This is a genomic window from Pseudomonas sp. R3-41 (assembly GCF_054161485.1).
Map to the genome: position 1 here is coordinate 3,080,638 of NZ_CP096421.1, position 14,180 is coordinate 3,094,817.

Below are 14,180 nucleotides of genomic sequence, written 5' to 3' on the forward strand. Positions count from 1 at the left end.
CCCTTCGCCAACACCGCTCTGAAGGAACGACTGTGCTCGTGACGCTTTGAAAACAGCTTCTAACGGACATTGGCGCCTTAAAAGGCTGGCTGATTCTACGGGAAAAAAAAAATTAAAGGTAAGTTGGACCGGGAAGTTTGAGGGGTGATCAATCTTAGACAAAGGGCTAACATGCCGGCCTGTCCTGTTTTTGCGTGTGCGTTTCCTTATGCCCAACCAGCTCATCAAGACCCCTTGCGTCGGCCTTTGCTCCACTGTCTACGGTGACCTGGTGTGCCGTGGCTGCAAGCGGTTCCATCATGAAGTGATCCACTGGAACGGCTACAACGAGGAGGAAAAACGCGCGGTGTGGATGCGGCTCGAACAGCTGTTGGTGCAGGTGATGGTGGCCAAGTTGGAGGTTTTCGACCCCGGATTGCTGCGCCAGCAACTGGAATCACGCAAGATCCGCTTCGTGCCGCACCAGTCGCAATACTGCTGGGCCTATCAGTTGATCGCCCGGGGCGCGCGGGTGATCAATAACCTGGAAGCCTACGGCATGGTGTTGATGCCGGAATTTCGCGATTGGGAACTGCCGGACCTGCGCGATGCCATTGATCGGGAGTTTTTCCTTCTGTCCGAAGCCCATTACCAGCGTTACATCGCGCCGGGGTTCCTGAAGGATGCGATTGGCGGCTGACCACCAGCCATTTGTGCATAGGAGCTTTTGTGCCAGGGCGCTTTTGTGGCGAGGGAGCTTGCTCCCGCTGGGACGGTCCGACGCCTCGGGCGAAGCGGCCCTCGCTCTTGACCTGGAAAATTTCCTGGCCATGACAAATCCAGGCGTCTGCTGCGCAGCCGAGCGGGAGCAAGCTCCCTCGCCACAAAAGCAGGCTGGATCAGCCACAGCGTTCATGTCATTCCTTGACCGCCAACTCCACCAGATGATCCTCCACCTCCTGGGGCTTGAGCACCAGTACATCGCTTTCCAGCGTGTCGAGCACAGCCTCGGCGGTGTTGCCGATCAGCACCCCGGACAATCCCGAGCGGGCCACGGTGCCGATGACCGTCACCGCCGCCTGCAGCTTGCGCGCCATGTACGGAATCAAGACGTCCGCCGGGCCTTCTTCGATGTGCAGGTGCTGATCGTCGATGTCGAATTCGGCCTGGAACGCCCGGCATTGCTCGCGGTAGCGGGCCTCGATGGTTTCCTTGAGTTGGAACGTCGGGTCGGCGGACGAGAGCATCGGCGAGGGGTGGGCGCTGATGACATGCAGGTGCGCCTTGGCGAGGAGGGCGATGTCGTAGCCATGGTCGATGATGGTGGAATGCAGGTGGCGATGCTCGCCGTCGGCATTGCCCACATCGACGGCGGCGAGGATCACCTTGTCTTTCCAGGAACCGGCGGTTTTCACCAGCAGCACGGGGGTCGGGCAATGGCGTAGCAGTTTCCAGTCCGCCGGGGTCAGCAGGGCCTTTTTCAATGGGCTGTCGGGGAAATGCTGTTTGATCACCAACCCGCAACCTTCAGCCTGTTGCACGTCGATGATGGTTTCGTAGAGGCTTTCGTTCCAGGCCTGTTCGGTGGTGACGCTGTAGCCGTCGGCCAGCAATGCGCTCTTGAGCACGCCGAGCAGGCCGGCATGGTCATGTTTTCTGTCGCACACCAACAAGTGCAGGTGGGCCTGAGTCACCCCGGCGATCAGTTTGGCGCGCTTGAGCGCCAGGCTTTCCGCATGTTCGGGTTCGATGACCACCAGGATGCTGCGAATGGCTTGCATGATCGGCGTTCTCCTGAAATGAAAAGGCTGGCGTTGCTCAACTATAGTTCTTGTGGGGCAGTCTAGTGGTTGTGGGTGTGCCGTCGACTTGATGCATATCAACGGTGGTGGCTGGTGGTCTGGGGGCAGGCCGGTATAATCGGCGCCCTTCGCTCGACTACCTTTGCCCGTGAGCCCCATGAATCTTCCCGAAATCCACGAATTCCTTGGTTGCCGCACCCCCGATGCCTGGGTTCAGGCCGCGCTGGCCGACCAGGAAACGTTGCTGATCGACCACAAGAACTGCGAATTCAAGGCGGCCAGCACCGCCCTGAGCCTGATCGCCAAATACCATTCCCACGTCGACCTGATCAACCTGATGTCGCGCCTGGCCCGGGAAGAGCTGGTGCACCACGAGCAAGTCATGCGCCTGATGAAAAAGCGCAAGATCGGCTTGCGCCAGCTCTCCGCCGGCCGTTATGCCTCGGGGCTGCGCAAGGTGGTACGCAGCCACGAGCCGGTCAAGCTGGTAGACACCCTCGTCGTCGGCGCCTTCATCGAAGCCCGCAGTTGCGAGCGTTTCGAGGCCCTGGTGCCGCACCTGGACGAGGAGTTGGGCAAGTTCTACTTCGGTTTGCTGAAAAGCGAAGCGCGGCATTTCCAGGGGTACCTGAAACTGGCTTACCAGTATGGCGATGCCAAGGACATTGCCCAGGTGATCGACAAGGTCCGTGAGGCCGAGCGGGAACTGATCGAATCGCCGGATGTGGAATTTCGCTTCCACAGTGGTGTGCCTGCGCTTTAATGCGCAGGTGTTTCTACTGACCCCATCGTCGGAACGCCGCCCGGAGCAAGCTCGCTCCCACAGGGGAATTTGGGTAAGGCACCAATATATTTGCAACGCCACAGAACAGTGTGGGAGCGGGCTCGCTCGCGAATGCGTCAGGTCAGTTGAATGAATGCTGGCTGACCCACCGCCATCGCGAGCAAGCCCGCTCCCACAGGGGGTGGGTTTCCCAAATCCAGTGGGAGCGAGCTTGCTCCGGGCGGCGTTCCGACGATGAGGCCTTCTGCAGCGCTGCCTCTCAACCAGTCAAACCCAGGCGTTCATGCCATTGGGCAATGGACTCTTCGGGGTAGACCTCGAACTGCTGGTCGCCCTTATGCGCCTCGACCTCTACCCACGGAGCCCTGGACCCGAGCATCAAGTGGGTATGCTCCGGCGGTACCGGCAGCGGCGTGTCGATGGCTGAAGCGAACGGGTGCACCAGCTCCGGCCATTCGGGGCTGAACAGCCACAGCCCCGATCCACACAGGGAACAGAAATGCCGCTCGGCACTGCTGCGGTGGGCGCGCTTATCGCCGTCGTCCTTTAGCCGCGCATGGTAGATCGAGATGTGCTTGCGACCATGCACCTTCAGGCTTTGGGCATCGCCCCCCAGGTTGATCGCATAACCGCCGCCGCCCTGGGTCTTGCGGCAGATCGAGCAGTAGCAACGTTGGTATGGGTAGGGGTGGGCACAGGCGAGGCTGAACGACACGGCGCCGCAGTGGCAGGATCCTTCTAGCTGCATGGGAACCTCCAGTGGATTGGAAATGGCTCAGTACAGCCTAGACGGTTTGTGTCTTGACAGTTGAATTGAGGGGGCCATGCGACCGCCTTCGCGAGCAAGCCCGCTCCCACAGGGGATCTGTGTCGGTCATAGATTTTTGTCCGCTCTCGGTCAATGTGGGAGCGGGCTTGCTCGCGAAGGCGTCGGTACAGCCAACATCACTTTGGCACCCGCCACAAATACCACGCGGCCGCCGTCCGGTAAGGGCGCCAGGCCAGGCCTATCTCGATCATCTGCTTGCGGCTGGGCTGTTGCGCCAACCCCTTGAGCCGTCGATACCCCTCGCGCACGCCAAAGTCATCGGCCGGCAGGATGTCGGGCCGCTCCAGGCTGTAGATCAGCAGCATTTCCACGGTCCAGCGCCCGACGCCGCGCAGGCTGACCAGGCGTTCGATCAACCCTTCGTCTTCCATTGCCCGCGCCGTGGCGTAATCCGGTACCACCCCATCCAGGGCTGCTTGGGCGATACCCTGGATGGTTGCGATCTTGCTGGCGGAAAATCCACAACTGCGCAGTTGCGCAACGTCTGTCGCCAGGATCTGCGTGGGGGAGGGGAAGGTCTGCGCCGGGAACAACGCCAGCAGTCGACCCAGGATCGCATCGCCTGCCTTGGCGTGCAGTTGCTGGTAGGCAATCGCCCGGACCAAGGCTTCATAGGGATCCCGGGCCGGCTTGGGTTGCAGCAGGCAAGGACCGATCGTCTCGACGTGCCGTCGCCAGTCTTTGTCGAGATTGGCCAGGAAGGCGCTGGCGTCGTGGTAGGGCACGGGCATCAGGTATTCATTCTCCGGGGCGCTCAAAACGCCAGGGGCAGCGAAACCTGCACCGCGGCTTTTTCCAGCCGCAGCAGAAACGCCTTGCGCGGCTGGCCGCCACCATAGCCGGTCAACGAGCCATCCGCACCGATCACCCGGTGGCAGGGAATGACGATGGCCAGGCGATTCTGCCCGTTGGCCAAGCCCACGGCGCGGCTGGCACCCGGGCTGCCCAGGGCCGTGGCGATGCCGCCGTAGCTGCGGGTTTCGCCATAGGGAATTTTTTGCAGTTCGGTCCAGACTCGTATGGCGAATGCACTGCCGGGCATGTGCAGCGGGACGGTGAACGTCGTGAGTTTGCCGGCGAAATACTCGGCCAGTTCGGTTTCGATCTGTTGCAGGTGAGCGTTGTGCCCTGGCGCGACCGTGTAGCCGTAGCGTTGCTGCAGTTCTTCCAATTCCTTGGTCAGGGCCGGACGGTCGAGGAACTCCAGCAGCACCAGGCCCCGTCGTTCGGCCATGGCCAGCATCGGCCCCAATGGCGTGGTCAGGCGGGTGAACAACAAGGGTTCGCTGAGGGCCGCGCGGCCCGGCGTGATGTGGAAGGATTTGACGAAGGCGTCGCGAAACCCGCTCAACGATTCATAGCCGGAATCGAACGCTGCATTGTCGATGGAAGTGCCGTCCTTGATACCGCCCAAGGCAATGCCCAGGCGACGGGTGCGCAGGTAGGCGTGAAAAGTCATGCCGAAATGTTGTTTGAACCAGCGGCGCAGTTTCAGCGGTTCGACGCCTTGCTCCAGCAGCACTGCGTCGGTCCAGCGCAGGTCGGGTTCGGCGTCCACCGCCTTGAGCAGGGCTTGGATCCAGTCCGGCGCAATGGCCGCAGCGTCCAGCGGCTTGCAGCGCAGGCAGGCGCGGTAGCCGGCCGACATCGCTTCGTCGGCGTGGGCGAAGAACTCCACGTTCTCCGGTTTCGGCTTGCGCGCGGTGCAACTGGGGCGACAGAAGATGCCAGTGGTCTTGACCGCAGTGAAGAACACCCCCTCGTAGGCGGTGTCTCGTTCGAGCATGGCGCGGACCATCTCGGCATGGGGCGGGAGCAGCGAGTCGTGTAGGTTCATGGAGCAGAGCATAGAACCGTGTCCGGAACGACTCCACCGAAAAATCGACAGTGAATTTTCCGGTTGTTTGTCGGGTGGTCGCGAACAAAAATTGAACCTTCGAGTCTTAAAGGTTCACCCGCTGTTTTTGTCTTTCGGAGACATCATGTCCAAACATAAGAAATCCCTCATCGCCGTTGCTGTCTGTGCCTTGGCGTTCGGTGCCTCGGCCTTGTTGCCTGCCGACCTGTCGCCGATCGGTTCGAGCTACGCCGCGGGCAATGGCGGCGGCGGTGGCGGTGGCGGCGGCAATGGCGGTGGTGGCGGTCACGGCGGAGGAAACGGTGGTGGTAATGGCGGTGGCCACGCTGCTGGTATTGGCGGTGGCCAGGGCCATGACAAGTCGGGCGACGCCCGCGGCCTCGGCAAAGGATTGGCCAGCGACCACACCGGCACTCGTACCCGCACCCGGGACCATGGCGTGAGCGGCAAGCACACCGGTGCCACCCGCACCGACCGTACCAGCAAGGCGTCGTTGACGTCGACCATCGCCAAGGACCGTGATACGCGCGGCCTGACCAAGGCGTCGGCGATTTCCACTGCCACGCCAGGCACCCACAACACCAAGGGCCTGACCAACGCGACCAGCTCTTCGATCAAGAACGATCGCTGATCGCCCGAACAAGCCGCGATACCTGCAAGGTGTCGCGGCTTTTTTTCGTCTGTCAGTTACGCATGACCATCGCGTTCAATATTTCCAGAACACCGGGGTGAACAACACCAGCACCGTCAGGATCTCCAATCGCCCCAGCAGCATGCCGATGGTCAACAGCCATTTTGCTGCATCGGGCAGGGTCGAGAAGTTGCCGGCTGGTCCGATGATGTTGCCCAAGCCCGGGCCTACGTTGCACACCGCGGTGGCGGCGCCGGTCAGGGCGGTTGTCCAATCCAGGCCGATCAGCGCCAGGCCCAGGGCAATGGCGCCAATCGTGATGGTGAAGAAAAACGAAAAGGTCAGCAGCGAGCGGACGATTTCTTCGTCGATGGGATGGTTGTTGTATTTTTTCCGGATCACCGCCCGGGGGTGGATCAATTGCTTCAGGCTGCCCATCAGCAGTGCCCCGGCTACTTGAAAACGAAAGATTTTCAACCCGCCGGCCGTGGACCCCGAGCAACCACCCACGAACGTCAAGTAGAAGAACAGCAACAGGGCGAAACTGCCCCACAGCGTGTAGTCACCCAACGCCACGCCTGTGGTGGTGACGACAGAGGTGACATTGACGGCCACGATGCGAACCGCGTCCCACCAACCATGATCACTGTTCAGGCTCAGCCAGGTACCGACCACGAGCCAGGTAACAACCAAAAATCCAATGAAGCCCCGAACCTGCTGATCCTTGAGCAATGCGCGCCTGTTGCCCCGCAGTGTCGCGACATACAGCGTAAAGGGCAGCGATCCCGCCATCATGACAACGACTGATACCCAGTGAATGGCCGGTTGCGTCCAGTGCGCCAGGGAAGCGTCGGATGTAGAGAAACCGCCAGTGGAGATCAAGGACATCGCATGGTTGATCGCCTCGAAGGGGGTCATCCCGGCCAGCCACAGCGCCAGGGTCGAGAAGGCGGTCAACCCGACATAGATCCAAAGAATGTAGTTGGCCGCGACGTGAGAGCGCGGCGTGACTTTTTCCGACCAGTCCGATGATTCGGTCTGGAACAGCCGCATGCCGCCGACCCGCAGCAGCGGCAGGATTGCCACGGCCATGCCGATAAAGCCGATGCCGCCGAGCCAATGCAGCATTGAGCGCCAGATCAACAGGCCGGGAGACGAGGTATCCAACCCGGTGAGGATGGTCGAGCCGGTGGTCGTGATGCCCGACATCGTCTCGAAAAATGCATCGGTGTAACTGATGTGCTGGATGAATACCATCGGCAGGGCGGCGAAGGCGCAGACCACCACCCAACTGGCGGTGGTCAACAGGTACATTTCCCTGGGGCGCATGTGGACATGTTCCGGTCGTCCACGGGCGACCAGGGCGATACCACACACGAAGGTAATCAGGCTCGACCAAAGAAACGCCGACAAGTCATCGTTGCGCTCGTAAAACATCAGCGTGAACAGCGGGATCGCCATGCTGATCGCCAGGGTAATCAGGAAAATTCCGAGGATGAAACCGATGAGACGCAGAACCGCAATCGACATGAGAAACGCCTGCTCCATTGAGCCGCACAGTATCGATTTGGTTAATCGGCTACCGCGTAAAGTTTGCGTAAAAAAATAGACGGTGACGCTCGATGACAAGGCAGTTTTCTTCAATACCCCCGAAGCGGGCCCCTTTACCTTGGGGACTCGTTCCTGAACTGAAGAAGATATGTGATGAGCTTGATATTTTCCATGGCGACCTTTGCGCTGGTGGCTTCCATTACCCCGGGCCCGGTCAATATCGTCGCCCTCAGCTCCGGGGCCCGCTACGGGTTTCGGGCCACGTTGCGGCACGTGGCCGGCGCTACCCTCGGGTTTGTCCTGCTGCTGGTCTTGATGGGGTTGGGGTTGCATGAAGTGTTGCAGCGTTGGCCGGGGCTTACGCGCGTGGTGCAACTGGCGGGTGTGGCCTTCCTGCTGTTCATGGCCTGGAAACTGGCGATGGACAATGGCGAGCTGGGAGGGCGGGACGAGGGGCGTGCGCCGTCGATGCTCTACGGCGCGCTGATGCAGTGGCTCAACCCCAAGGCCTGGCTGGCCTGTGTGGCGGGAATGGGCGCATTCGTCGCCGATGGCGAGGTGCGGCTGGTGTGGCAGTTTGCGACGATCTACCTGGTGATCTGCTACCTCTCGGTGGGCTGCTGGGCCTACGCCGGGAGTTTCCTGCGCTCATGGCTGGGGAATCCGGCGACCATGCGCCTGTTCAACCGGGCCATGGCGGTGTTGTTGGTGGTGAGTGCGGTGTATCTGTTGTTGCCGTGAGCTGAAGTGGGCGGCAACCCTGGTTTTTAAGAAGCAAGTGCTGTTGTGGCTGCAATCCGCGCTTTAGAGGTGGGAACGCTGTTGTGGCGAGGGAGCTTGCTCCCGCTCGACTGCGCAGCAGTCGCCCGGAATCGAGGGCTACTGCGTAGCCCAGCGGGAGCAAGCTCCCTCGCCACAGAGATCCATTGGGCCCTCGGTCCAAACAAGCTGTTGATGGTGGTATCAGCCGCGATATTGCCCGGGCGTCGCCGCCAGGTGTTGCTTGAAGGCGCGCTGGAAATGCGCCTGGTCGGCAAACCCACAGTCCAGCGCTACGTCGGCGATCGGCTTGCCTTCGCGCAATTGGCGCCGGGCAAACTGGATCCGGCGGTTGACCAGGAAGGCGTGGGGCGTCATCCCGTAATGGCGCTTGAAGGCTCGGCTCAGGTAGGACGGCGACAGCTGCGCGGCGGTGCAGATGTCTTCGAGCTTCAAGGCTTCGCTGCAATGGTCATGGATAAATTGCGCCGCACGCATCAGCCCTGGATGACTGCCCCGGTCCGGACGGCCAGCAGGGTTGAGCCGTTGTTGCAGGTCCATGAAAAAAGCCTCGGCGGCGGCGTGCTTGCCGGCCGTGTCGAGTTGCTCGTCCACCAATTGCCCATACAACCGTCCCAACGCGGCAAACAGCTCTGCGTCGCGGCTGTGGGTAGTGGCGAACCCTTGGAAATCGAGGTTTTCGTCAAAGCCGATACGGCGCTGCAGATCCCTGAGCCACTGGGTGTCGACGTACAACATCACGTAGGACCAGGGCTGATCGTCGATTGGGTTGCAGGCATGGACGTCGCCGGGGTTCATCAGCACCACTGTGCCGCTTTCCACCTGGAAACTCGAGCGTTCGTGGAAATAGGTACTGCGCCCGGCGGTGATCGCGCCGATGGAGAAGTGATCATGGGAGTGACGCGAATAGCAGACCTTGCGCCCATCGTCGATGGCGCGGGCTTCGATGAAGGGCAGGGCCGCGTCGCGCCAGAAGCGTGGGGCGGCGTCAGGGTTGGCGTGCTTCATCGGTCAGCATCCTCGTCGTGAACCTGAGTGGCAGTGTATTAGCCCTGGCCGGCAAATGCCCGTTGGATTTGGCTGTTCGGCTTCAAGGGCCATGGTCCTGGACTAGACTCCAAGCAATCCCGCCAATGGAGTTTCCGATGCTTGCGCCAGGTAAACCGGACAACGAAGCCGTTCGCCTCAAGAATCTGCACTCGCTCAAACTGCTCGATACCGCACCCGAAGAGCGCTTTGATCGCCTGACCCGCCTTGCCCGACGCCTGTTTGACGTGCCCATCGCCCTGGTGTCGCTGGTGGACGCCAACCGGCAGTGGTTCAAGTCCAGCGCTGGCCTGGAGGCCAGCGAAACCTCGCGGGAAGTTTCGTTTTGCGGGCATGCGATTTTGCAGGATCAGATCCTGGAGATCTGCGATGCGGAACAGGACGAGCGCTTCCACGACAACCCACTGGTCACGGACGCGCCTGGGATTCGCTTCTACGCAGGGCATCCGCTGGGGTTGGAGGATGGCAGCAAGCTGGGCACGTTGTGCCTGCTCGACACCAAGCCGCGCCGGCTCAATGACGAGGAACGCGAACTGCTGCGTGACCTGGCGCGCATGGCCGAGCAGGAAATGGTCGCGGTGCAGATGGCGAGCATGGACGAGCTGACGCTGTTGTCCAATCGCCGCGGCTTCAGGACGCTGGCCCAGCATGCGTTGAGTGTGTGTGATCGCTTGTCGCGACCGGCGACGCTGCTGTTTTTCGACCTCAACGACTTCAAGCCGATCAATGATCGCTATGGACACGCCGAGGGTGACAGCGCGCTGAAAACCTTCGCCGACGTGCTGCGCATCGCCTTTCGCGAAAGTGATGTGATCGGTCGCTTGGGCGGTGATGAATTCGTGGCGCTGCTCACGGGTTCTTCCCATGTCGAGACAACGACGATCATGGCACGGCTCCAGGAAATCCTTCACGAGCGCAATGCGATGTTGCAGCGCGGCTATGACATTCGGTTCAGCGTCGGCCAGATCGAGTACGACGCCCAGCGCCATCGGTCGATCGATAACCTGCTGGCTGACGCGGATGCGGCGATGTATGCGCAGAAGCAGGCGCTGCGCAGCTAGCACAGGCTAATCCCTGTGGGAGCGGGCTTGCTCGCGAAGGCGTCGGTACATTCAATATCAATGCAAGCTGACCCACCGCTTTCGCGAGCAAGCCCGCTCCCACAGGTAACGCTGTTTACTTAAGGTCGTCGACAATCCGTGGCGAGGGAGCTTGCTCCCGCTGGGGCGCGAAGCGGCCCCAAAACCTGCCGAATGCGGAGCGTCAGACACACCGCACCCGCCGGTTCACGACTGCTTCGCAGCCGAGCGGGAGCAAGCTCCCTCGCCACGGGGCCATATCACCGACATACCGCCATCGCGAGCAAGCTCGTTCCCACAGGGAATGGCGGTGCAATCAGGCAATCGAATAAAAAACGCCGCTTGCCCTTTCCAGGACGAGCGGCGTTTTGTTAAGCGTGATGCGCGTGAAGATTACTCTTCGATATTACCCATGGCGGTGGTGTTGAAGCCGCCGTCCACGTACATGATTTCGCCGCTGATGCCCGACGCCAGGTCCGAGCACAGGAAGGCGCCGGCGTTGCCGACTTCTTCGATGGTGACGTTGCGACGCAGCGGGGTTTGCGCTTCGTTGGCGGCCAGCATCTTGCGGAAGTTCTTGATGCCGGAAGCGGCGAGGGTGCGGATCGGGCCTGCCGATACGCAGTTGACGCGGGTGCCGTCCGGGCCCAGGGAACCGGCCAGGTAGCGCACGCCAGCTTCCAGGGAAGCCTTGGCCATGCCCATGACGTTGTAGTTCGGCATGGTGCGCTCGGCCCCCAGGTACGAGAGGGTCAGCAGGCTGCCGTTGCGGCCTTTCATCATTTCGCGACCGGCCTTGGCCAGGGCCACGAAGCTGTAGGCGCTGATGTCGTGGGCGATGCGGAAACCTTCACGGGTGGTGGCTTCGGTGAAGTCGCCGTCCAGTTGGTCGCCCGGTGCGAAGCCCACGGAGTGCACGATGCAGTCCAGGCCGTCCCACTTCTTGCTCAGCTCTTGGAAGACCTTGGCGATTTCTTCATCGCTGGCCACGTCGCACGGGAAGCACAGCTCAGGGCTCGAGCCCCAGCCCTGTGCGAACTCTTCGACACGACCCTTGAGTTTGTCGTTCTGATAAGTGAAGGCAAGCTCAGCGCCCTCGCGATGCATGGCGGCGGCGATGCCGGATGCGATGGACAGCTTGCTGGCGACACCGACGATCAGTACGCGCTTACCGGCGAGAAAACCCATGTGTTGCTCCTCTTTTCAGGTTATTCGGCAGTTGTTGGGGCCAGGAAGGCGGCCTCCAGCAACTGCTGTGTATAGGGGTGCTGCGGCGCGGCGAATATGCTGCGGGCATCACCTTGTTCGACCACTTGGCCATGCTTGACCACCATCAGCTGGTGGCTCAGCGCTTTGACGACAGCCAGGTCATGGCTGATAAACAGGTACGTCAGGTTGTACTTGGTTTGCAACGACCGCAACAGCTCCACCACTTGGCGTTGCACGGTACGGTCCAGCGCCGACGTTGGTTCATCCAGCAGGATCAACGCCGGCTTGAGCACCAGGGCCCGGGCAATGGCGATACGCTGCCGTTGCCCTCCGGAAAATTCATGGGGGTAGCGGTTCCGGGTTTCCGGGTCCAGGCCTACCTCCTTCAATGCCGCGATTATCGCTTGTTCCTGTTCGGCTTCGGTGCCGATCTTGTGGATCCGCAGGCCTTCGCCGACGATCTGGCTGACGCACATCCGTGGGCTCAGGCTACCGAAGGGGTCCTGAAACACCACTTGCATCTCCCGGCGCAGCGGTCGGACTTGCTGCTGCGTCAGGTTGTCCAACGACTTGCCTTCGAAGCGGATCCCACCCTGGCTGCCGATCAACCGCAGGATTGCCAGCCCCAGGGTGGACTTGCCGGAGCCGCTTTCGCCGACGATGCCCAGGGTCTGGCCCTGGGGCAGGCTGAAGCGGATTCCGTCCACGGCCTTGATGTAGTCCACCGTGCGTTTGAACAGGCCTTTCTTGATCGGGAACCAGACTTTCAGGTCCTCTACCTGCAACAGCGGCGGGCCGACGACATTGTTCGCCGGGGTGCCGCTGGGTTCAGCGCCCAGCAGTTCCCGAGTGTACGGATGCTGCGGCGCGCGGAACAACTCTTCGCACGATGCCTGTTCGACGATGCAACCGCGCTGCATGACACATACGCGATGCGCAATTCTTCGCACCAGGTTCAAATCGTGGCTGATCAACAGCAGCGACATGCCCAAGCGCGCCTGCAATTCCTTGAGCAATTGGAGGATTTTCAGCTGGACGGTGACGTCCAGGGCGGTGGTCGGCTCGTCGGCGATCAGCAGTTCCGGCTCGTTGGCCAGGGCCATGGCGATCATCACCCGCTGGCGCTGGCCGCCGGACAACTCGTGGGGCAGGGCCTTGAGGCGCTTGTGGGGCTCGGGAATGCCGACCAGCTCCAGCAACTCAAGGGTCCGGCGGGTCGCGACCTTGCCGCTCAGGCCCTTGTGGATGCCGAGCACTTCATTGATCTGTTTTTCGATGGAGTGCAGCGGGTTGAGGGAGGTCATCGGCTCCTGGAAGATCATCGCGATCCGGTTGCCGCGGATATGGCGAATGGTTTTTTCCTTCAGCCCCAGTAAATCCTGGCCGGCGTACTGGATGGTCCCGGTGGGGTGATGGGCCAGGGGGTAGGGCAGCAAGCGCAGGATCGAGTGGGCGGTGACCGACTTGCCCGAGCCGCTTTCACCCACCAGGGCCAGGGTTTCGCCGCGCTGGATATCGAAACTCACGCCCTCGACCACGCGCTGGCGGCGTTCGCCGACAACGAACTCCACCGCCAGGTCGCGCACTTCGATCAGATTGTCCTGGTTCATATCACTTCCTCGGATCGAAGGCATCGCGAGCGGACTCGCCGATGAACACCAACAGGCTCAGCATCAGGGCCAGCACGGCGAACGCGCTGATGCCCAGCCATGGCGCCTGGAGGTTGGACTTGCCCTGGGCCACCAGTTCGCCCAGGGACGGCGCGCCCGGCGGCAGGCCAAAGCCGAGGAAATCCAGGGCGGTGAGGGTGCCGATGGCGCCGGTGAGGATGAACGGCATGAAGGTCATGGTCGAGACCATGGCGTTGGGCAAGATGTGGCGGAACATGATCGCGCCGTTCTGCATGCCCAGGGCCCGGGCGGCGCGCACGTATTCGAGGTTGCGCCCGCGCAGGAACTCGGCGCGGACCACGTCCACCAGGCTCATCCAGGAAAACAGCAGCATGATCCCCAGTAGCCACCAGAAATTGGGCTGCACGAAGCTGGCCAGGATGATCAACAGGTACAACACTGGCAGCCCGGACCAGATTTCCAGGAAGCGCTGGCCGGCCAGGTCCACCCAGCCGCCATAGAAGCCCTGCAGGGCGCCGGCGATCACGCCGATGATCGAGCTGAGCAGCGTCAGCGTCAGGGCGAACAGTACCGAAATGCGGAAGCCGTAGATGATCCGGGCGAGGACATCGCGGCCCTGGTCGTCGGTACCCAGCCAATTCATGGCAGAAGGGGGGGCCGGGGCCGGGACCTTCAGGTCGTAGTTGATGCTCTGGTAGCTGAACGGGATCGGCGCCCACAGCACCCAGGCGTCCTTGGCGGCCAGCAGTTCGCGGATATAGGGGCTCTTGTAGTTTGCTTCCAGGGGGAACTCGCCGCCGAACGTGGTTTCCGGGTAGCGCTTGAGGGCCGGGAAGTACCAGCCGTCGTCGTAATACACCACCAACGGCTTGTCGTTGGCGATCAGCTCGGCGCCCAGGCTCAGCCCGAACAGGACCAGGAACAGCCACAGCGACCACCAGCCACGCTTGTTGGCCTTGAACAATTCGAAGCGACGGCGATTGAGAGGGGACAGGTTCAT

General features: G+C 61.5%; 14 protein-coding genes. 5 read left to right on the forward strand and 9 right to left on the reverse strand.

All coding sequences use genetic code 11. The annotated features are described in order from the left end of the window. The first annotated feature begins 208 nt into the window (after positions 1-208). Positions 209-679, forward strand: coding sequence for a DUF1289 domain-containing protein (locus tag M1D99_RS13845; RefSeq protein WP_186704849.1), 471 nt, complete (start codon positions 209-211; stop codon positions 677-679). A gap of 217 nt (positions 680-896) precedes the next feature. Here the strand turns inward: M1D99_RS13845 and M1D99_RS13850 are convergent, their stop codons facing one another. Then, positions 897-1,760 carry a universal stress protein gene (locus tag M1D99_RS13850; protein ID WP_186728522.1) on the reverse strand — a complete coding sequence of 288 codons (864 nt, stop codon included), beginning with the start codon at positions 1,758-1,760 and terminating at the stop codon, positions 897-899. Between the two features lie 178 nt (positions 1,761-1,938). Between M1D99_RS13850 and M1D99_RS13855 the strand changes: the two genes are divergently transcribed. Continuing rightward, positions 1,939-2,544: a tRNA-(ms[2]io[6]A)-hydroxylase gene (locus M1D99_RS13855; RefSeq protein WP_434575941.1), complete on the forward strand. Its 606-nt coding sequence runs from the start codon at positions 1,939-1,941 to the stop codon at positions 2,542-2,544. Positions 2,545-2,824: 280 nt separating this feature from the next. Here the strand turns inward: M1D99_RS13855 and M1D99_RS13860 are convergent, their stop codons facing one another. From M1D99_RS13860 to M1D99_RS13870, 3 genes are all read right to left on the reverse strand, one after another. After that, positions 2,825-3,313 carry a GFA family protein gene (locus tag M1D99_RS13860; RefSeq protein WP_458132035.1) on the reverse strand — a complete coding sequence of 163 codons (489 nt, stop codon included), beginning with the start codon at positions 3,311-3,313 and terminating at the stop codon, positions 2,825-2,827. A gap of 197 nt (positions 3,314-3,510) precedes the next feature. Continuing rightward, positions 3,511-4,125, reverse strand: coding sequence for a DNA-3-methyladenine glycosylase family protein (locus M1D99_RS13865; RefSeq protein WP_458132036.1), 615 nt, complete (start codon positions 4,123-4,125; stop codon positions 3,511-3,513). Positions 4,126-4,148: 23 nt separating this feature from the next. After that, on the reverse strand, positions 4,149-5,231 hold the full coding sequence (locus M1D99_RS13870; RefSeq protein WP_458132037.1) for a bifunctional transcriptional activator/DNA repair enzyme AdaA: 1,083 nt from the start codon (positions 5,229-5,231) through the stop codon (positions 4,149-4,151). Between the two features lie 145 nt (positions 5,232-5,376). On the opposite strand from M1D99_RS13870, the gene M1D99_RS13875 reads away from it, so the two are divergent. Beyond that, positions 5,377-5,883 carry a hypothetical protein gene (locus M1D99_RS13875; RefSeq protein ID WP_458132038.1) on the forward strand — a complete coding sequence of 169 codons (507 nt, stop codon included), beginning with the start codon at positions 5,377-5,379 and terminating at the stop codon, positions 5,881-5,883. A gap of 75 nt (positions 5,884-5,958) precedes the next feature. Here the strand turns inward: M1D99_RS13875 and M1D99_RS13880 are convergent, their stop codons facing one another. Next, positions 5,959-7,413 (reverse strand): TrkH family potassium uptake protein, encoded by a 1,455-nt coding sequence (locus tag M1D99_RS13880; RefSeq protein WP_458132039.1) that lies wholly within the window; start codon positions 7,411-7,413, stop codon positions 5,959-5,961. 174 nt (positions 7,414-7,587) lie between these two features. On the opposite strand from M1D99_RS13880, the gene M1D99_RS13885 reads away from it, so the two are divergent. After that, the gene (locus M1D99_RS13885; RefSeq protein ID WP_458132040.1) at positions 7,588-8,175 is read left to right on the forward strand and encodes a LysE family translocator; all 588 of its coding nucleotides are present in this window, start codon (positions 7,588-7,590) and stop codon (positions 8,173-8,175) included. 222 nt (positions 8,176-8,397) lie between these two features. On the opposite strand, the gene M1D99_RS13890 is transcribed toward M1D99_RS13885, so the two are convergent. Next, positions 8,398-9,222 carry an AraC family transcriptional regulator gene (locus tag M1D99_RS13890; protein ID WP_458132041.1) on the reverse strand — a complete coding sequence of 275 codons (825 nt, stop codon included), beginning with the start codon at positions 9,220-9,222 and terminating at the stop codon, positions 8,398-8,400. 137 nt (positions 9,223-9,359) lie between these two features. On the opposite strand from M1D99_RS13890, the gene M1D99_RS13895 reads away from it, so the two are divergent. Next, positions 9,360-10,322 carry a diguanylate cyclase gene (locus M1D99_RS13895; protein ID WP_458132042.1) on the forward strand — a complete coding sequence of 321 codons (963 nt, stop codon included), beginning with the start codon at positions 9,360-9,362 and terminating at the stop codon, positions 10,320-10,322. Positions 10,323-10,733: 411 nt separating this feature from the next. Here the strand turns inward: M1D99_RS13895 and fabI are convergent, their stop codons facing one another. The 3 genes from fabI to M1D99_RS13910 are packed head-to-tail and all read right to left on the reverse strand — an operon-like array spanning position 10,734 to position 14,180. After that, positions 10,734-11,528 carry an enoyl-ACP reductase FabI gene (gene fabI / locus M1D99_RS13900; protein WP_186704859.1) on the reverse strand — a complete coding sequence of 265 codons (795 nt, stop codon included), beginning with the start codon at positions 11,526-11,528 and terminating at the stop codon, positions 10,734-10,736. Positions 11,529-11,548: 20 nt separating this feature from the next. Then, entirely contained in the window at positions 11,549-13,159 is a 1,611-nt protein-coding gene (locus M1D99_RS13905; RefSeq protein WP_434702275.1) for an ABC transporter ATP-binding protein, read from the reverse strand. A 1-nt stretch (position 13,160) separates the two neighbouring features. Continuing rightward, complete coding sequence (locus tag M1D99_RS13910) at positions 13,161-14,180, reverse strand: ABC transporter permease (RefSeq protein ID WP_458132043.1); 1,020 nt, start codon at positions 14,178-14,180, stop codon at positions 13,161-13,163.